The sequence below is a fragment of the Sphingomonas sp. IC-11 genome (assembly GCF_021043365.1).
Classification (GTDB): Bacteria; Pseudomonadota; Alphaproteobacteria; order Sphingomonadales; family Sphingomonadaceae; genus Sphingomonas.
The window spans coordinates 35241-52935 of the sequence record NZ_JAJNDU010000005.1; the positions used below are offsets into that span (position 1 = coordinate 35241).

Genomic DNA, 17695 nt, shown 5'->3' on the forward strand with positions numbered 1-17695 from the left:
CGCCAGGAATATCCACGGACGCTGTCGCCATGGAGGCAGCAGCAAGCCCCTTCACTTTCCATTACGCCGCTAAACGGTCGATCGTGCGTAGGATCGATCGTAAATCGAAAGGCTTGGGAATGAACGCCGCCCGCGTCGGCAGCTCGGACGGGTGCACCTTCACGATGCCGGACACCACCACCAGCAATGTCGGGGGATAGCGGTCGCGGACATAGTGGCCGAGCTTCATGCCATCCATCGATCCGGGCATGGCAACGTCGGTTAGCACGATCCAGATCGTGGCGTTCGCTTCCAGCAGCGCAATCGCCTGGTCGGCATTCTCGGCCTCGAAGCCGCGATCCTCGAAGAAGTCCACAAGGTCGTAGCGGATGAACGCCTCGTCCTCCATGATCAGGATGGCTCGCGCCCGCTCGGCTTGCTCGATGGTCATGCGCCGATCGCCTCGCCGGCACCTGCCAGCGGCGCTTCGATCCGGAACTCGGCGCTAGATACCGGGTAGCTCAACGTGGTATCGCCCCGGAAATAGCCACGTAGCGAGCGTTCGATCATGCGGGAGCCGAACCCCCGGCGGGTCGGCGCCGACACCGGCGGACCGCCCTGCTCCTGCCAGAGGAAGGAGAAGTGGGGGCCACCTTCCTCATCCCTCACTTGCCACTGGATCATCACCGTGCCCGTCTCGTTGCTCAACGCTCCATACTTGGTGGCGTTGGTCGCCAATTCATGCAGGGCCAAGGTCAACGCCAGAGCGGCTTGGGAGTTCAACCGGATGCGCGGGCCTTCCATCTTTATCCGGTCGCGTTGCCCGGCGACCGCCGTCAGGCCGGCATCCAGCACCTCGTGCAGCCCAGCCTCCTGCCATGACGATGCGGTCAGCACGTCGGTCGCACGCCCCAAGGAGGCGAGGCGGGAGCGAAGTCGGCCGATGCCTCCTCCGGCGAGGGCGCGTCGCGCATCGTCTGGCTGGCGATCGACTGCACCATTGTCAGGATGTTCTTGATGCGGTGCGCCAGCTCGCCATTGAGGAGCTGCTGCTGCTGGCGCACCTGCTCCAGGGCGGTGTGGTCGCGCGACACCGACAGGATGCGGGCGGTCTCCCCATCCAGCCCGGGAATGGGCGATACCGAGATGGACCAATGCTTGGCGGTGCCGAGGTAGGTATCGGCCGGCGCCTCGAAGTGCGTGGTTTCGCCCCGCTTGGCTGCCTCGATCGCCTCCTTCGCGTAGGCGGGTCCGCCTTCCTTGAGGAAGTTCGGTCAGGGGCATCCGGCGACGGCGTTGAAGTCGCTGACCTCCATCGTCTTCATGCCGCCTTCGCTCATGAAGGAGAGCGTGCCGTCCAGCTCCACGACCTTGATGCAGTCGGTCGAGGCGGCCAGCACGCTGCGCATGAACACCGCCGCTTCCTGCGCCTCGGCGGTCGCGGCGTCGCGCTCGCGCTTCGCCTTCACGCGCGCGGTGCTGTCGGAGGTGATGTTCATCAGGCCCGCGACCTCGCCTTCGTCGTCCCAGACGGGCGAGTAGGCGAAGTCGTACCACGTCTCCTCCGTGAACCCGTTGCGGGTCATGGTGAGCGGCTGATCCCGGAAGGCGACGCTTTCGCCCCGGAACACCCCCTCGATCAGCGGCTCCAGGTCAGGCCATAGTTCGGGCCATACCTCCGCGGTCGGGTAACCAAGCGCGTCGGGGTGCCGGCTGCCCAGGATGGGGGCATAACCGTCGTTGTAGAGCAGGATGCGCTCCGACCCCCAGATCAGGCACATGGGATGGAGCGAGGCAAGCATGGCATCGACCGAGATGCGAAGGGCCGCCGGCCAAGTGCTGCGCGGACCCAGGGGCGTGCGGTCCCATGCGAACGCCCGGGTGCGCTCGGCCATGTTCAACTCGGGCATGCTGATGGCGAGAGAGGCGTTCATTCGGGATGGCTCGTCCGGTGATCTCAACGGGCTAACCACTGCACGGCCTGCTTCCAGTTTAGGCGAACCCAAAACTTGAGGGAAGCGCCGGAACCAAATCATAGTTAAAGCGTGAACGCGCGCCGATGCATCCGTTCTTGTCCGCGATGCAGACAGAGCCAGGATATAGCGGAGTGTGAGGTAACGCATCCTCATTCAGAGGGATCGGGAACAAAGAAAGCCTCAGGAAAATTCCCTCGACTTTACATAATACATATTATCAGACTGGCGGATTTCTGTTCCGCTGCGGGCACTTACCTGCCCTCGCCGCGGTCGCGATCACCCGATCAGCGACGTTCGCTCACGCTGCCGCTGGTCGCGCTCGGGCCGCCACGCATCAAACTGCGCCAGAACGTCGTCCACGTCCATACCCGTCTGTCGGCGATGGGCATCGACGCGCGCGCGCAGCGGCTCGGGCCAAGCCACGCTGCTTCGGATCAGCATACCGCCGGACGTGGCAGGGGGGAGCGACTGCGCAACCCTTCCTGGACAGGTTCACGAAGGCGAGCCGTCGTTACCATGCGGCAAGAACGGCCGTGTGCATCATCTGCTTTCCGCGATCGAGGCCGGGTCGATGACCGGCAGCACTTCCGCCAGCATCCGCTCGGACGATACCGCCTCGTACCGCTGAGCCAGCACGTCGGCTTCACCATCATAGGCAGCGATGACATCCAGGTAGCTGCTCAAGCGTCCAGGCCTGCGAAGCGGGCACGATGCCGGGCGACATAGTCGTGGCGCGGGTGCAGCCGTGGATCGGCGGGCAGGTGGACGCGCTCGCCTGGTTGCGGGAACAGGCGGATCAGTTCGGACGGCACCTTGTTGTGCGACACGAGCAGCCGGCATTCGGCGTCGAGGCTGATAAGGTGGCGGTCGAACAACCAATGCGCTGTCGCGGACAGGGCAATTCCATTCTGTACGACATCCGGTCCGCCATCGGCGACGCTCCAGATGTGCGCGGCCTGAGCTTCTTCCTTGCCGCCACCATTCACCATGCGCAGCCCTGTCACCGCGCAGCGGTTGTAATAGGCCTCGAGCACATGGCCTCGGAAGGCGGCGCTGCGCACCTTCCGGTTAACTAGTAGCTGCACGACGCGCCGCTCGTCAGGCGGTGAGGCCAGCAAGGCGGCAGTGGGAGCATCGACGTGCTGTGGATCGAGCTCAAGCCGGATCGCATGTTCGGGTGACAGCGTATCGATAAGGCCGCGGTTTACGATGGCGGCAAAGTCGGCATCGTCGATGGCGCGAATAGATCGGCCGCGCAGCGCTCGACCGGCGATGGAAGGATTATCCAGTTCCCGGAGCATACGCTCGAGAAAGCGGCCGTCCGGATCGCGATGCAGCACTGCGCGATCGAACTCGATGAAATCGCTGATGCGGGCGTAAAAGAGCGTCCGGTCGGTGGGATCAGGGTCGATGCTGTGCACGAGGCCGGCGGCCACATAGCCCTTCCGGCCACCAGCCGAGCCAGCTTCACGGTAGACGATCCAGTCGCCGACGCAAGCCTCGGCGGCGCGCAGGTAGATACGCGGGAAATGGTAGCGCTCAGCGATCAGATCATCGTAGCGCGACGCACCGCTGATCTCGAAGACACCCTTCATGGACGGAATCGTGGTGCCATTATCATGCTGGAGCAACGTGTAGGATGGTCCGCTTCCTGCCGTTCGAGGAGTCTGGCGCTAACGGCAGCTATCGCGGGGTGGTAGCCCCAAAGCGGACTGGCGGCTAGCGGCCCAGTTCCAGCCGTCTAAGGGCACCTAGCTCAGTGACCCGTCCGGGGAACACGCAAGCCGCAGTGAATGTCATTACGATAAGCAAGCGTAGGGCAGAGGCTTACTTCGTTCGTCCAATCTCGTCCGCGATGAGCCGCCCCGGACCAGGCATGAACTTATGGCCACCAATATGACGGTGTTGCAAAGGAAGCCTTTTTCGCAGTGAAAACAACGTGGCTTGGCGGCCTCCGTCTCCGCCACCCAGTCCCAAGACATTGAGGAAGTTGTGTTTTCCCGCAGAAAGCAGCGCGCTTCCGCGCGCTTTCTGGTCGCTTCCGTACAGGGAGAATTTCTCCGGCCGAGAACAGGCGGCTGCCGGCTCCATCAATCTCCGCTCTCTCCGCGCGCAGTACGGTTCAACGTTGCTCACGCCGAATGCGGTTTTCGCTGCTAGCAGGGTATTTACAGGGATTATCGGGTAAATCCTTTACGCTCGGCCGCCGTCGGCGATCAGAAAACCGCGGAATTGTGCGGTCGGTGAGCGCGCTACCCTAGACAGCGGAACAGGGAACTTTGCAGCGACAGCAACGAACGCGAGCGGCTGATCTGAGAACATAGCTGCCCTCCACCGTGCGCGTCGCTGCGACTGAAAAGCTGCGTCTGGACTTCAATGCCCCGTGAGCCCTGATACGGCTCGGAGGTGGTCATGAGTGAAGCCGAGGATTTGGTCATACGCCTGCTGACGGCAGCCGGCATGATCATGGAGGACACGGCCGAGGCAGCCGTGATCCGCATTGGCGATATCAGAACCGACGTTCGCGTCGCGGTGGTGCTCGCCGCAGGCGAAGACACCGCGGTGCTGGCGCGCGCGGCTGCCATCATTACCCGCCGCTTCGCTCAATCCAGCGGCTCGTAGGCGAGCGCATCACCTAAGCACATACCTGTTGATTCGGGCTCGGACTTAAGCCGCTGAAGGCGTCTTGCGAGCCATCCTGGTAAAAGATCGCCTCCTACAGCGCTGTACGGGCCGGTCTTGAATTTCGCGCTTGACCAGCGTGTCAGGCGCATCCAACACTCTAGTTCTGCTGAAGGAAAGTTTGATCCATCCGCTTTTAGCGGAAGGTCTTAAGTTTCCTGCGGTCCGATGCCGACGTGGGAAATCCAGTCCGGCATCGTAAGGATTGTGTTATGCCTAAGGTACAGCAGAAAGCGACATCAAAGCAAAGTGCGGTGTTGCCCCTAAAGATCGAGCAGCGGCTCCTCAAACATCTTCGTCCCTCGCCCACGAACGCGAAACTACACAGTGATGTACAGCTGCGCTCCTTGGCGCGCAGCATCCAGTCCAACGGCTCGTGAACCCCATCCTGGCCGACGCAGACGGTGAGATCATCGCCGGGCATGCGCGCTACGAGGCGGCGCTGCGACTGGGGTTAAAGCAGGTCCCGGTCATCGTTCTGGACCATCTAAGCGAGGCGGCGAAACGCGCCTATCGCATTGCCGACAACCGCCTGGCCGAGGTCGGCACACGCTGGTCGGTCGAGCTGCTGCGGCTGGAAGTCGACACCATCATGGAGCTAGACGCCGGTTTCGACATCAGCCTGACCGGCTTCGAGGCAGCCGAGCTCGACATCCGCTTCGACGCGGTCGACAGCAAGAAGGAGCAGGCCGACCCACCCGTCCCTGAGGTTCAGGCGTCAGCAGTAACGAAACTCGGCGACATCTGGCAGATCGGCGACCATCGCCTGATCTGCGGTGATGCGACGCTGCGCGAGACGTACACTGCCCTGCTCGGCCGCGAGCGTGTCGCGATGATGATCGGCGATCCGCCTTATAACGTGAAGATCAACGGTCACGTCAGCGGCAAGGGAAAGAACAAGCACCGCGAGTTCGTCGTGGCTTCCGGCGAGATGAGCGATGCCGAGTTCCGGCAATTCCTGCTCGCTTTCATGGCCCAGTGTGCCGCCTTCAGCAAAGCCGGGGCGCTGCACTACGTCTGCATGGATTGGCTACACCTGCCGCAGCTGCTCTCGGCAGGATCGGTGGCTTATGACGAGTATAAAAACCTGTGCGTCTGGACGAAGAGCCAGGGCGGCATGGGCTCGCTGTATCGCTCGCAGCATGAGCTGGTAGCGGTATTCAAGCACGGGACGGCACCGCACATCAACAATATTGAACTGGGCAAGCACGGCCGCAACCGCACCAACGTCTGGGCATACGCTGGCATGAACAGCTTTGGAAAGGAGCGCGACGTGAACCTCGCGCTGCATCCCACGGTTAAACCGCTGATCATGATCCGCGACGCGATCCTCGATGCCAGCAACCGCGAGGATCTTGTGCTCGATCCGTTCGGCGGATCGGGCACGACGTTGCTTGCCGCCGATGCAGTAAATCGCCGCGCCCGGCTGATCGAACTCGACCCGTTGTACCGCGACGTCATCGTCCGCCGCGCCGAGCAGGCGCTGGGCGTTGTCGCGACGCTGGCCGGTTCAGGCCACAGCTTTGCGGAGGTCGCAGCCGACCGGGCGGTGTCGCATGGCTGACCGTAGCTATGAGGTCGGCTACGGCAAACCGCCGACGCAGCACCGGTTCAAGCGCGGCCAGTCGGGCAATCCGCGCGGGCGCCCGAAGGGAGCACGCGGGTTCAAGACGCTGGTGGAAGAAATGCTCAGCGAGCTCGTCACGGTCAACGTCGCTGGTCGTAAGCGCAAAGTGAGTGTCGTTGTCGCAGCGTTGAAGCGCCTGGCGCAGAAAGCGGTGAACGATGGCGATCCACGAGCACTCGATCGCCTGCTTGGCTTAGCCCAGCTGGCTGATGCCGGGCGGCCGGCTGATGCGCCAGAGCCGACAGCCGACGACCTGGCCGTCTTTGAACAGCTTAAGCGAGATTTGATGGGAGATCAGCATGACTGATATTTGCATGCTTGACGCTGCCATGCGGCAGGATCTGTTCTTATTTGTTCACCGCGTCTTTCGCGAGGTCGTGCCCGGGACCGAGTTCATCCCCAACTGGCATCTGCGCGCCATTACGCATGTGCTGACCGAGGTCGGCTCGGGCGCTCGCCGGCGGCAGGTCATCGAAGTGCCGCCGCGGTCGCTCAAGTCGATCTGCGCCTCGGTTGCGCTCGTTGCCTGGCTGCTCGGCCGCGATCCGACCCGCAAGATCATCTGCGTGAGCTACTCGCAGGAACTCGCCTCGCGCTTCTCGCTGCTGACGCGGCAGGTGATGAAGAGTGACTGGTACCAGCGGATGTTCCCGGGAACGCGGATCAGTCCTGAAAAGGATCGAGAAAGCTACTTCCGTACAACGTTCGGCGGCTTTCGTGACTCCACATCGGTTGGTGGTACCCTCACCGGCAACGGCGCGGATCTCATCATCATCGACGACCCGGCAAAGCCCGACGAGATGATGTCGGAGAGCCAGCGCGACAGCGTGAACGACTGGTTCGACCGAACACTGATCACGCGCCTCAACAACAAGGCCAAGGACGGCATCCTGCTGGTCATGCAGCGCCTGCACCCCAGCGATCTTGCCGGACATGTCCGGGCACAGGGCGGGTGGGATGTGCTCAGTATCCCCGCCATTGCGACCCAAGATGAAGAGATCCCGCTCGGAGCAAAGGTCCATCGTCGGCGCGCTGGCGAGGTACTCGATCCGGCGCGCGAACCGCTTGCCGTTCTTCACGAGCTTAAACTCTCGATGGGGTCGCGCAACTTCGAAGCGCAATACCAGCAGAACCCGTTAGCGCTCGATGGCGGCGTGCTGGACTGGCGCTGGTTCAGGACGTTCACGGAGCTTCCGGAATTGGAACGCCCGCGCATCATCCAGAGTTGGGATTGTGCGTCCAAGAACACTGAGTTCAGCGACTACAGCGTATGCACGACGTGGCTCGTGCATGACGGTAGCTACTATCTGGTCGACCTGTTCCGAAAAAAGCTGATCTTTCCCGAACTCATTCAGGTCTCGAAGGAGTTGGCGGTGCGCTGGCGCCCAACGGAGGTTCTGATCGAGGACGCGGCAGCGGGCATCCAGCTAATTCAGCAACTGGTGTTCGATAGGCCGACTTGCATGCCGTTGCCAAAGCGGATCAAGCCGGAAAAGGATAAGCGGACTCGCGCGCACACGGTCGCGCCGGTGCTGGAGCAAGGACGCGTGTTCATTCCACTCACTGCCCCCTGGTTAGACGATTTCAGGCTTGAGCTGATACAATTCCCTGATGGCAAATACGACGACCAGATCGACAGCGTGACGCAGTTCTTGGGATATGCTGAACGGCAGCGCATGAGGGGCCCGTCCGTCGTTTGCATGCCCATGTTCGGCCGCAGAGATACAAAGCGCTAGCCCGCGGCGACCTCCGCTTCGACGTCGCCAAAACGATATGCAGCGAGATCCAGCGTCATCGATTTGGATGGACGAGGGCAGCTATAGGCACCGCCCTCGAGCCACGACTTCGTCTTGGTGAACCCATAAGTTTCGGCGAAGCGGACAAGATCATCGTGCGGCGCGACATACCACGCGCCATCGACATGGAAGGCGATCCAGATGTCGCGCCCGACGTACTTGCGATCGATGTACCAGGGTCCCTTCAGCTGGACCTTGCAGGTCACGCCATCGCTCTCACGATAGAGGATGAAGTCGACTCCGCCATCGTACACCGGGATGAAGGCGTTGAAGCCATTCTCGAGTGCAAGCGTCACCAGCGCATTGCGGTTGATGACTTCGCGCACCTGCGACTTGTACCGGCTCATCCCTGCCCCTCGTGTCGACTATCAGTGACACGGCTGTCACTCTACGTCCTCCACCAGTCAACCGCATTGTCACTGATCGTCTGTAGATCGATGATCGACAGACGCGTCTCTGCTGAGACGTGGACATACGCGCGCGTCTTGGTGGCAACATTCGCCGGCTCAGGCTGGAGAAAGGGTGGAGCCAGGAGGCGTATGCCGACGAAGCCGGCATCCACCGCACCTACGTCAGCGACATCGAGCGCGGCGCGCGCAACCCGACCATCACCGTCGTTGAGAAGCTTGCGGCGCCGCTTGGGGTGACCGCCGGCGCTCTGCTCGACGGACGTTGAGAAGCCGTTTACCAAATCGCCTGTGTCGTCGAGAGAACGTCTGCGTCCGAGGCAAACTTGGTGGATTACGGCCCGGCTGCTTTCGGGTGCTGAGGTGGCGTAAACAGCCTTTCGTTCAGATGTTGCCGGCCGGCAGCTACGCGCCCCAGAGGCAGTCCTTGAACTGCCCGGTCCGATTTCCCGGAAGCGGCCATTCTCAGCAGCAATTCACGCTTCGTCTGGCGATCAATCTTCTCGACCGATAACTGCAATGGACCCGCACAACGCGATGTGGCTTAGCGAAAGGATCAGATCGCGACCCAGCGGCGTTCCTGCGCGCTGACGCATTGCGCTGGGCAAGGACGGGCATTCGGCAAGCTGCGTAGCCCCGAGCATTTGCGCCACCTCGTCTATTTGTTGCTCATCGACCCGCATGCGCGCGAACCGCAGCGCGTCAATCAGTCCGGCATAATGCGCATCCGGCCCACGTGCGGCTGCGACGCCTTGCGCCATGAACAGGTGCGAACTGGCAATCGGCCCAAACTCGGGAACCTTCGCTCGCATGTTCAATTCGCCTTGCCCTCATCGATCACAACCGCCATTCCCTCCGCGATCCCGAGCGCGATCGTTGCTCCCTCGCCATCATCCGGGATATCGGCGCGCAGCGCCAATCACGAGGCCTGCAAAAATTTCCTTGGCGTGTCCGTCGATCGCGAGGGGCTCGATTGAACCGGCTTGAGATATCGCTGTAGAAGGTGATCGGCACGCCCCGTCCGCCGGTCTCCGGTGACCTTGGCAGTTGCCTCTGGCGCTATCGCCGCCCGTCGAGGAAGCGCGGCAAGGATCGCGCCGGCCGCGCCGCTAGCGCAGAGATTGATCGTGACGCTGGCATCGGAGGACGACCGTCGCCCCCCGCTTCAGAGAGCGAGCTCAGGCGCGGCATCGCTTGCGTTCGCCCTGAAGTCGTCCAGCACCGAGCGCACCGTGACCCTATCCAAGTTGAGCAAGCGCGCGAGTTGGCCCACCTCAGCAACCCATCCTTCCAATCACGGCCCCGCTGTCAAAGCGCCTCTACAGCGGCTTGGGGAGGGGGTGATCTAAGACAAGACAGATAAAGCTCTGGTCGGCCGCCTGTAGAGGCCCTATAGGCACTGTGCAAGTGCAGCATACTTACGGAAGATCACGGGTCAGCAAGAAGATGTGGTTGCGATCTTGCGTCGTAGGGCGCTCCGATTCCTGCTCCGTGCTGGGCGTGGCTGAGGTCGGCTTCACGTAAGCTTAGAAGACCATGGTCGGCACTCGCAAACCTCGCACGCACCGCCGTGTACGCTGTTCGGGCTGAGCTGAACCCGGGTCCGAAGCGGTGGTTTCATCAGGGAGGCGAAAGTTGAACGGAAAGAAAGTAGCACTCATCACCGGTGTCACCGGTCAGGATGGTTCCTACTTAGCAGAGTTCCTGCTCGAGAAAGGCTACGAGGTTCATGGGATTAAGCGCCGCGCCTCCCTGTTTAACACGCAGCGTATCGATCACATCTACCAGGATCCGCACGCGCAGTCGCCCGACCTGAAGCTGCATTATGGCGATCTGTCAGATACATCCAACCTGACCCGCATCGTTCAGGAGATACAGCCCGACGAAATCTATAATCTTGGCGCGCAGAGCCATGTCGCCGTCAGCTTCGAGGCGCCCGAATATACCGCGGATGTTGATGCTATCGGCACGTTGCGCCTGCTCGAGGCGGTGCGCTTTTTGGGGCTCGAAAAGAAAACGCGCTTCTACCAGGCGTCCACGTCCGAGCTTTATGGTCTGGTGCAGGAAACGCCGCAGCGCGAGACCACGCCGTTCTATCCGCGATCGCCTTATGCCGTGGCTAAGCTTTACGCCTATTGGATCACGGTCAATTACCGCGAAGCCTATGGCATGTATGCCTGCAATGGCGTCCTCTTCAACCATGAAAGCCCGCGCCGCGGCGAGACGTTCGTGACGCGCAAGATCACCCGTGGTCTGTCGAATATCGCGCAAGGGCTGGAGCCCTGCCTCTACATGGGCAACATCGATTCACTGCGCGACTGGGGCCACGCCAAGGATTATGTCCGCATGCAGTGGATGATGCTGCAGCAGGATCAGCCCGAGGACTTCGTGATCGCTACCGGCGCGCAATATTCAGTGCGCGAGTTCATCACTTGGTCGGCGCAGCACCTTGGCATCACGCTCCGGTTCGAGGGCGAGGGCGTCGAGGAAGTCGGCATCGTGGATGCCGTTACCGGCGATGATGCGCCGGCGGTTAAGACAGGCGACGTGATCGTCCGCATCGACCCACGCTACTTCCGCCCGGCCGAGGTCGATACCTTGCTGGGCGATCCGTCCAAGGCCAAGGAGCGGCTGGGCTGGGTACCCGAGATCACCGTTCAGACCATGTGCGAGGAAATGGTCGGCGAGGACCTCAAGGTCGCCAAGCGCCACGCGCTGCTGAAACAGCACGGGTATAATGTCCCCGTCTCGCTGGAATCGTGAGGAGTGCCGGATATGCGCGTCTTTGTCGCAGGCCATCGCGGCATGGTTGGCGGGGCGATCAGCCGCAAGCTGACCGAGCGTGGCGCCGAAGTGGTGACGCGCACCCGCGCCGAGCTTGATCTCGCCAGCCAGGAAGCCGTGCGGGCCTTCTTCGCGGCCGAAAGGGTCGATGCCGTGGTGCTGGCAGCGGCCAAGGTGGGTGGCATCCACGCCAACAACACCTATCCGGCCGAGTTCATCTACGAAAACCTGATGATCGAGTGCAACGTCATCCATCAGGCGTTCTCCGCCGGGGTGCAGAAGCTGCTGTTTCTGGGCTCCTCGTGCATCTATCCGCGCGACGTGGCGCAGCCGATGCGTGAGGATGCGCTGCTGACGGGCATTCTCGAGCCAACCAACGAGCCTTATGCGATCGCAAAGATCGCCGGGATCAAGCTGTGCGAAAGCTACAACCGGCAGTACGGCACCGACTATCGCAGCGTGATGCCGACCAACCTCTATGGCCCGGGTGACAATTTCCACCCCGAGAACTCGCACGTCATGCCCGCGCTGATCCGGCGCTTTCACGAGGCGGTTCAGAGCGGGACGAAGGAAGTGGCGATCTGGGGTAGCGGCACGCCGCGGCGCGAGTTCCTGCATGTCGATGACATGGCGGAGGCATCGCTGTTCGTGCTGGATCTGCGCAAGGAGCGCTATGAGGCGAACACCCAGCCAATGCTCAGCCACATCAACGTCGGCTATGGCGAGGACGTGACCATCCGCGAGCTGGCGCTGCTTGTGGCGGAAGTGACCGGCTTCACGGGCGAGATCGTGTTCGACGCGTCCAAACCCGACGGCACCATGCGCAAGCTGATGGATTCCAGCCGACTGACCGCCATGGGATGGACGCCCACCGTGAAGTTGGAAGAAGGCATCAGAGATGCCTATGAGTGGTTCAAGCTCAACGTTAAGTCGTGACGAACGTGGTCATAAAATATCTTTCGTTCTCCATGAACCTGACTGGAAGTTTGCCTCAGACTGGCTCCCATGATGATGCTGAAGCTAAGCAAGGTGGAAGTGCGACGTGATCCACTCTCCTGATGCAAATCAGACAGTGACGGCCTCAGGCACGCCTGCGACGCGTGTGCTCGGTGTGCCGGTAAGCACCGTCAATATGCCGCAGGCGATCGCCGTGGTGCTGTCTTGGCTCAGGGCTGGGAAGGCGCATTACATCTGTGTGCGGGACGTTCACGGGATCATGCGGGCGCAGGACGAAACGGAACTTCTCGAGATTCACGATCACGCGGGGCTGGTGACGCCCGATGGCATGCCGCTCGTATGGCTAGCGCGCTGGCGTGGGCATGGCCATGTCGGCCGCGTATGCGGTGCCGACTTGGTCGCGGAGCTGTGCGCGGCAAGCATTGAGCATGGCATCGGCCACTATTTCTATGGCGGCAAGCCCGGAGTTGCCGAGCGCATGGCGGCGGCGCTGATGGCGCGCTTCCCGGGGCTCAAGGTTGTTGGAACGAACACGCCCCCGTTCGGCGCCATGAGCGCGGAAGAAGACGCCGCCCATACTGCCGAAATAACGGCATCGGGGGCAGGCATCGTGTGGGTGGGGCTTTCCACACCGAAGCAGGAATATTGGATGCGCGACCATGTTGATCGTATTCCGGGCGCGACGCTGATCGGCGTGGGCGCGGCTTTCGACTTTTACGCTGGCGACGTGAAGCGAGCGCCCGAATGGATGCACCACCGAGGGCTCGAATGGCTCCATCGTCTCGCCAGCGAACCGCGCCGGCTGTGGCGCCGCTATCTGGTGCTTGCGCCCAAGTTCGTGCTGATGGTCGGCCGGCGCGGCTTAGGTCGAGGCGCGTGATCAGGGACGGCCGGTGATCGGGCGAATTTGGAAGCGGGCTAAGCAGCAGGCGTTCGTCAGCGGCAAGGTGGCGATCGGCGCGCGATTCCACATTGGCATGCTAAGCTACATCAGCAGCGCTGGCGGGCTGACGATCGGCGACGATGTTTATGTTGGCAAGTTCTGTTCGATCCAAGTCAACGGGCGAATTGGCAATGGTGTTCTGATCGCCAACAATGTCGGCATCGTCGGCCGGCGTGATCATGACATGCGCGCGATCGGCGTATCGGTCCGCCGCGCACCGTGGATCGGCGACACATCCGCACTCGCAGCCCACCCCCGCAACGCGATCGAGATAGGCGACGATGTTTGGGTCGGCTACGGCGCCACGATCCTGAGCGGCATCACCGTAGGACGCGGCGCCATCGTGGCTGCCGGCGCCGTGGTCACGCTAGATGTCGCGTCATACGACATCGTCTCAGGCAATCCCGCACGCGTAGTTGGTCGACGCTTCACCGATGCGCAGATCATCGCTCACGAGGCATCGCTGGGGCAAGCATCTGGAGCGGCGTCGTGAAGCGCGTCTGCTATATCTTTCCGACCTCGCACCATTACCGGCTGCCCTTTCACGAGCGGCTGCGCATGCGACTTTCCGCGCATGGTGTCGATTACACCGTGATTTACTGCGATCCTGCGGAGGAGAACGTTCGGAAGGGGGACACGGTTGATATCCCTTGGGGCACCAAGGTACCGCGGAGCGTGCTGCCGGGGGGGCTAATTTATCAGCAAGCGCTACGGCTGGCTCTGAGTTGCGATCTCGTTATTGTGCAACAGGAAAACAGCCTCGCCCTCAACTACCTGCTAAATCTTGCGTCCATGGTGCGTGCGAAAAAGGTGGGGTATTTCGGTCACGGCCGCAACTTCCAGTCACGCGACCCGAATAGCGGGGCCGAGCGGTGGAAGCGCTTCTGGGCGACCAAGGTCAATTGGTGGTTTGCCTATACCGATGAGACACACCGCCACGTAGCATCACTTGGCTTTCCGCCCGAACGGATAACAGTGTTTAACAACGCCGTTGATACGAGCGAGGTGCGCACTTTTATCGCCTCGGTTACGCCCGAACGGCTTGCGGCACGACGAGACGAACTCGGGATCAAAGGCGAGCATGTCGGCGTGTTTGTCGGCGGGCTCTATGAAGACAAGCGCCTCTCCTTCCTCGTGGACGCCGCCGACCAAATCCGCGCGCGCGTGCACGATTTTGAGTTGATCGTCGCAGGCGGCGGCGAGCAGTTGTCGTTGATGCAGGACCTCGCAGCGACCCGTCCTTGGATCAAGGTACTTGGTCCCCGCTTCGGCGCCGACAAGGTGGAACTGATGCTGCTTGGACAGTTGTTTCTGATGCCGGGACTGGTTGGCCTTGCGGTCGTAGACGCCGGGGCCGCATCGCTTCCGACGGTCACAACGTCGTTCCCTTACCACAGCCCCGAAATAGCCTATGTCGAGCATGGCGTGAACGGAGTGATCGTACCGGATTGGAAAAACCAACAGGCCTATGCTGATGCGGTTGTCGATTTGTTTGCGGATCCCGCTCGGCTCGCTGCGATGCGGGGCGCCGCCGCGCAAATGGCGGAACGACTGACCATTGAGGCGATGGCTGACTGCTTCGCCGAAGGAGTGCTCAAGGCGCTTTCGACCTGAGTACCGCGCCGTATCAGGTCAGTCAGACCTGGAAGTACTAGTTCCTGTAGCGTCCCCACGCCGCGCGCGAGCGGCGAGCAGCAAGAGCAGCAACAGCTCGCCCGCCGCCATCGGTACCACTGCGCCGCTTAGCCCGAACGCCAAGGGACCGAGCAGGACACCGCCAAGCACGAATGGAAGGATGATCGCTCCGCAAACAAATAACTCGCGATACCGCCCCATGGCTTGGAACAGCGACGTGAAGAATCCCCGGGCGGTGGTTGCTGCTGCGAAGGCCAGCCACGCGCCAGCTAGTTGGAGAAGGTGCGGATAGGCGTGCGGCAGCCAATCTCGACTGATCGCTGCATCTGCCTTCCAACAAGCGCCCGCGGCGATAGCACCTGCAGCAAGGCAAGCTAGTGCAAACCTTCGCGCGCTGCGGAGTGCGCTGCTTAGGCCCTCGCTCGATAGTTTTCGGGTCGCTTGCACCTGCGAGAGCCGCAGAAGGCCAGAGGCGGTGATGAGAACTGGAACCGCAATCATCCTGGCCGCAGAGATTTCCCCTGCCGCATCCAAGGACAGATTCACCGCGACCAACGTTAGATAGAAGCTGTTCTGTAGCCAGCTGAACGTGGCCCCGGGTAAGGACCATATGGCCATCCGCATCAACTGGCGCCCCGCCGCTGGTGGGAAGCGTGCGTGCTCCGCCAATGTCCGGACGATGGCCTTTGAAACAGTGCCCAGCGCGCCGATCGCAAGCGCCAACAGCCCCCCTTCAGCCGTGACATGGCCGGTGAGCAGCCAAACGGCGCCAAGCGCCAACGCAGTTATGGTAGCGAACCACAAGGCGATCGCCAGCGCGGCGGAAAATCGAAGCTGCGACGCAAGTACGCTGCGCATTGCATCCCGGAATGACAACCCAATCATGCTAAGTGCAGCCAGAACAGCCGGCGCTGCAGGAAGGCCGATCGCTGTTGCTAATCCAACGCCAGCCGACCCCATCATCACGGCGAAGACGAGTTGCAGCCGCAACGCTGCTGCCGCGGCTCGGACCCGAGCCGGTTCGTCCGGCAAGCCGCTCAGCAGTGTGATGAGCGGTCCGCCGAATAGCGCGCTCAACACAGCTTGTCCCATCACAACATAGGAATAGGCAAGACTGTAGCTGGCGAACGCCGTCTTGCTGACTGTTAGCAGCACTGCGCCCTGCACCAGGAACATGGTTCCGCTCGTGACCAGTGGGTCAAGCGCGCTGGCCAGTACGCGGCTGCGCAGGATATGCGTTGCGCCTCCGCGCCAAGCGTTGGTCACCAGCGGGGCCGCCGCGCGGCATTCGCGGCTGTCGGCACGTGCGTGCGGCGGTTGGACACGAACTCGATCAACAGGATGAAAAACGAGAAATAGAGTAGCGGTAGCAGCAGGCCGAACGTGACAGTCGATTGGCCCTGAACCGAGGTTGCCCAGACGCCCAACAAACTGAGCAGGATGGCACGATAGACGAAGTGATTGGTTCGGACCGCAAGGGCGGAAACGCCATATACCGCAGCACCGAAGAACGCGAAAACGGCGACGCCGGCCCATTCGTAGGCGAACCATAGCTCACCCGGCAAGCCGATGAGGATGCCGAGTTTCACGTTCCAGAAGTTCATCAGAATGCGCGCGCTGTCTGTCTGTATGGTGGCCGCCTTGTCGATGCTTAACGCATTTAGGAACACGCTAGGCGTAAGCGCCGCCAAGGTGCTGCCGAGCCAGTCATAACCCGCCCCGAGCACGTCGTCGCGTGAGAGCCGTACGAAGCCATAAACGTAGTCGCGATATTCGGTTCCGATCGTCGACAGCGGCTCCCAGATGCTGGCGAACGCTTTCGATGCCTCGCTTCCGGTACGTACTGTAGCCGCGGTAACATAGCCAAGCAGCGCAAGCGCTGCGATCAATACAACCTTGATGCGTTCCACGGGGCGAGCCGGTTCTGCGCTTGCGAACAGAATGATACCGAACAGGGCGAAGATCGCCAAAGCGCGCCGGCCATCCATCGCCGCAACCAGCAAGAGAAAACCGACCAGTGCCAAGGTCGCTAGGCGCAGGGGACTACGCCCGGCGATGCTGGCGCGGTCACCCGCTTTCTCCCACGCCATCAGGGCGGCGATTGTCACGAAGATGCCGAAGCCATGCAACGGCCCATAATCCACTTCATACATGGCGGCCGATACGTTGCGCCCGGAGAATATCGGGATGTCACCAGTGGCAAGATAAATAGACGCAGCATAGAATAGCGGAAAAGCGAGTACCAAAAGCCAAACCAACTGGTTGGAGCCGCGAACCAAACGGACTGGCGCGTCCGGCGCGCGTCTGCCGATCACCTTTTCCAAAACGAGGATCATCGCTACCGCAGCGGCAACGCAATATAGGTAATATTGGTTGGCACTTGTCGGATCGATCTTATAGTTCAGCCCACCTTGGACTTGATTCTGTGCGTAAAGTGAAACCGACCCTAGCATGAACCAGATCGACCAAAAGAAACAAACTCCTCTCGCATAGCCGTTTCGGATGAGGATGCTGGCCCACAAAGTGAGAAACACCGTCACTATGTTTAGCGTGTCAGGAAGGTATATGACGTCCGGCTGGGCAATAGACAGAATAATATAGGCAGCGAGGAAAAGAACCGGAAAGATCAGCGCTGCGATCAGCATAGGAAGTATCACCAACAAGGATTGCATTGTATCGGACGGCGCGCCCGTTAGCGGATCATCCTAATCATCTTGGCGGGATTTTCCCCCTACCACAGAGTAGGGCGGAACGTCCTTGGTTACCACCGATCTCGCCGCGATTATTGCGCCGTTACCAATTGTCACCCCTTTCTGGACCAACGCGCCCGTTCCGACGAACACATCGTCCCCAATCGTCACCCGTTCGCTTATCCGCGGCCAGTCGGGCGCAGCATAGCGGCGTCCTTC

Annotated in this window: 19 protein-coding genes and 2 pseudogenes; 10 read left to right on the plus strand and 11 right to left on the minus strand. The window is 61.4% G+C overall.

Translation table 11 applies throughout. The features are described from left to right. Positions 1–61: 61 nt before the first annotated feature. The 6 genes and pseudogenes from LQ954_RS14020 to LQ954_RS14050 all read right to left on the minus strand — a co-directional run bounded on the left by LQ954_RS14020 (position 62) and on the right by LQ954_RS14050 (position 3550). On the minus strand, positions 62–430 hold the full coding sequence (locus LQ954_RS14020) for a response regulator (protein ID WP_066780660.1): 369 nt from the start codon (positions 428–430) through the stop codon (positions 62–64). Next, positions 427–980 (minus strand): annotated as a pseudogene (locus LQ954_RS14025) (HWE histidine kinase domain-containing protein). Before LQ954_RS14025 ends, LQ954_RS14020 begins: the two are co-directional and overlap by 4 nt. A 273-nt stretch (positions 981–1253) precedes the next feature. Next, positions 1254–1913 carry a PAS domain-containing protein gene (locus tag LQ954_RS14035; RefSeq protein ID WP_066780665.1) on the minus strand — a complete coding sequence of 220 codons (660 nt, stop codon included), beginning with the start codon at positions 1911–1913 and terminating at the stop codon, positions 1254–1256. A gap of 318 nt (positions 1914–2231) precedes the next feature. After that, positions 2232–2378 (minus strand): hypothetical protein, encoded by a 147-nt coding sequence (locus LQ954_RS14040; protein ID WP_231023666.1) that lies wholly within the window; start codon positions 2376–2378, stop codon positions 2232–2234. A gap of 117 nt (positions 2379–2495) precedes the next feature. Next, positions 2496–2639, minus strand: a complete 144-nt coding sequence (locus tag LQ954_RS14045) for a hypothetical protein (protein ID WP_231023667.1) — start codon at positions 2637–2639, stop codon at positions 2496–2498. Next, positions 2636–3550 (minus strand): HNH endonuclease, encoded by a 915-nt coding sequence (locus tag LQ954_RS14050; protein WP_231023668.1) that lies wholly within the window; start codon positions 3548–3550, stop codon positions 2636–2638. The genes LQ954_RS14045 and LQ954_RS14050 overlap by 4 nt, the downstream gene beginning before the upstream one ends. A gap of 817 nt (positions 3551–4367) precedes the next feature. Here LQ954_RS14050 and LQ954_RS14055 point away from each other — a divergent pair. From LQ954_RS14055 to terL, 4 genes are all read left to right on the plus strand, one after another. Continuing rightward, entirely contained in the window at positions 4368–4577 is a 210-nt protein-coding gene (locus LQ954_RS14055) for a hypothetical protein (RefSeq protein ID WP_231023669.1), read from the plus strand. A gap of 436 nt (positions 4578–5013) precedes the next feature. Continuing rightward, the gene (locus tag LQ954_RS14060; protein ID WP_231023670.1) at positions 5014–6201 is read left to right on the plus strand and encodes a site-specific DNA-methyltransferase; all 1188 of its coding nucleotides are present in this window, start codon (positions 5014–5016) and stop codon (positions 6199–6201) included. After that, entirely contained in the window at positions 6194–6571 is a 378-nt protein-coding gene (locus tag LQ954_RS14065) for a DUF5681 domain-containing protein (RefSeq protein WP_231023671.1), read from the plus strand. Before LQ954_RS14060 ends, LQ954_RS14065 begins: the two co-directional genes overlap by 8 nt. A 7-nt stretch (positions 6572–6578) precedes the next feature. Continuing rightward, positions 6579–8000: a phage terminase large subunit gene (gene terL / locus LQ954_RS14070; protein ID WP_231023672.1), complete on the plus strand. Its 1422-nt coding sequence runs from the start codon at positions 6579–6581 to the stop codon at positions 7998–8000. On the opposite strand, the gene LQ954_RS14075 is transcribed toward terL, so the two are convergent. Further along, on the minus strand, positions 7997–8407 hold the full coding sequence (locus LQ954_RS14075; protein WP_231023673.1) for a hypothetical protein: 411 nt from the start codon (positions 8405–8407) through the stop codon (positions 7997–7999). The genes terL and LQ954_RS14075 overlap by 4 nt on opposite strands. 119 nt (positions 8408–8526) lie before the next feature. Here LQ954_RS14075 and LQ954_RS14080 point away from each other — a divergent pair, with 119 nt between their 5' ends. After that, the gene (locus LQ954_RS14080; protein ID WP_231023674.1) at positions 8527–8736 is read left to right on the plus strand and encodes a helix-turn-helix domain-containing protein; all 210 of its coding nucleotides are present in this window, start codon (positions 8527–8529) and stop codon (positions 8734–8736) included. Positions 8737–8961: 225 nt separating this feature from the next. On the opposite strand, the gene LQ954_RS14085 is transcribed toward LQ954_RS14080, so the two are convergent. After that, positions 8962–9279 carry a hypothetical protein gene (locus LQ954_RS14085; protein WP_231023676.1) on the minus strand — a complete coding sequence of 106 codons (318 nt, stop codon included), beginning with the start codon at positions 9277–9279 and terminating at the stop codon, positions 8962–8964. 823 nt (positions 9280–10102) lie between these two features. Between LQ954_RS14085 and gmd the strand changes: the two genes are divergently transcribed. The 5 genes from gmd (at position 10103) to LQ954_RS14110 (ending at position 14765) form a co-directional block, all read left to right on the plus strand. After that, positions 10103–11230 carry a GDP-mannose 4,6-dehydratase gene (gene gmd / locus LQ954_RS14090; RefSeq protein WP_231023677.1) on the plus strand — a complete coding sequence of 376 codons (1128 nt, stop codon included), beginning with the start codon at positions 10103–10105 and terminating at the stop codon, positions 11228–11230. A gap of 12 nt (positions 11231–11242) precedes the next feature. Beyond that, positions 11243–12187 (plus strand): GDP-L-fucose synthase, encoded by a 945-nt coding sequence (gene fcl, locus LQ954_RS14095; protein ID WP_269142332.1) that lies wholly within the window; start codon positions 11243–11245, stop codon positions 12185–12187. A gap of 106 nt (positions 12188–12293) precedes the next feature. Further along, on the plus strand, positions 12294–13088 hold the full coding sequence (locus LQ954_RS14100) for a WecB/TagA/CpsF family glycosyltransferase (protein WP_231023679.1): 795 nt from the start codon (positions 12294–12296) through the stop codon (positions 13086–13088). A gap of 13 nt (positions 13089–13101) precedes the next feature. Then, positions 13102–13644 (plus strand): DapH/DapD/GlmU-related protein, encoded by a 543-nt coding sequence (locus LQ954_RS16285; RefSeq protein ID WP_231023681.1) that lies wholly within the window; start codon positions 13102–13104, stop codon positions 13642–13644. Then, the gene (locus LQ954_RS14110) at positions 13641–14765 is read left to right on the plus strand and encodes a glycosyltransferase family 4 protein (RefSeq protein WP_231023682.1); all 1125 of its coding nucleotides are present in this window, start codon (positions 13641–13643) and stop codon (positions 14763–14765) included. The genes LQ954_RS16285 and LQ954_RS14110 overlap by 4 nt, the downstream gene beginning before the upstream one ends. 18 nt (positions 14766–14783) lie before the next feature. Here LQ954_RS14110 and LQ954_RS14115 read toward each other — a convergent pair whose 3' ends face one another. The 3 genes and pseudogenes from LQ954_RS14115 to LQ954_RS16335 form a co-directional block, all read right to left on the minus strand. After that, positions 14784–16052 (minus strand): hypothetical protein, encoded by a 1269-nt coding sequence (locus LQ954_RS14115; protein WP_231023683.1) that lies wholly within the window; start codon positions 16050–16052, stop codon positions 14784–14786. Then, positions 16049–17431 carry a hypothetical protein gene (locus LQ954_RS14120; RefSeq protein WP_231023684.1) on the minus strand — a complete coding sequence of 461 codons (1383 nt, stop codon included), beginning with the start codon at positions 17429–17431 and terminating at the stop codon, positions 16049–16051. The genes LQ954_RS14115 and LQ954_RS14120 overlap by 4 nt, the downstream gene beginning before the upstream one ends. A gap of 59 nt (positions 17432–17490) precedes the next feature. Further along, positions 17491–17641, minus strand: a pseudogene (locus LQ954_RS16335) (DapH/DapD/GlmU-related protein); the annotation flags it as partial. Positions 17642–17695: the final 54 nt, after the last annotated feature.

What these genes read in the sequence shown, in the direction of transcription:
- LQ954_RS14020 (WP_066780660.1), bottom strand. Translation starts at nt 430, where the DNA reads ATGACCATCGAGCAAGCCGAGCGGGCGCGAGCCATCCTGATCATGGAG.
- LQ954_RS14035 (WP_066780665.1), bottom strand. Translation starts at nt 1,913, where the DNA reads ATGAACGCCTCTCTCGCCATCAGCATGCCCGAGTTGAACATGGCCGAG.
- LQ954_RS14050 (WP_231023668.1), bottom strand. Translation starts at nt 3,550, where the DNA reads ATGAAGGGTGTCTTCGAGATCAGCGGTGCGTCGCGCTACGATGATCTG.
- LQ954_RS14055 (WP_231023669.1), top strand. Translation starts at nt 4,368, where the DNA reads ATGAGTGAAGCCGAGGATTTGGTCATACGCCTGCTGACGGCAGCCGGC.
- LQ954_RS14065 (WP_231023671.1), top strand. Translation starts at nt 6,194, where the DNA reads ATGGCTGACCGTAGCTATGAGGTCGGCTACGGCAAACCGCCGACGCAG.
- terL (WP_231023672.1), top strand. Translation starts at nt 6,579, where the DNA reads ATGCTTGACGCTGCCATGCGGCAGGATCTGTTCTTATTTGTTCACCGC.
- LQ954_RS14075 (WP_231023673.1), bottom strand. Translation starts at nt 8,407, where the DNA reads ATGAGCCGGTACAAGTCGCAGGTGCGCGAAGTCATCAACCGCAATGCG.
- LQ954_RS14085 (WP_231023676.1), bottom strand. Translation starts at nt 9,279, where the DNA reads ATGCGAGCGAAGGTTCCCGAGTTTGGGCCGATTGCCAGTTCGCACCTG.
- fcl (WP_269142332.1), top strand. Translation starts at nt 11,243, where the DNA reads ATGCGCGTCTTTGTCGCAGGCCATCGCGGCATGGTTGGCGGGGCGATC.
- LQ954_RS14120 (WP_231023684.1), bottom strand. Translation starts at nt 17,431, where the DNA reads ATGCTGATCGCAGCGCTGATCTTTCCGGTTCTTTTCCTCGCTGCCTAT.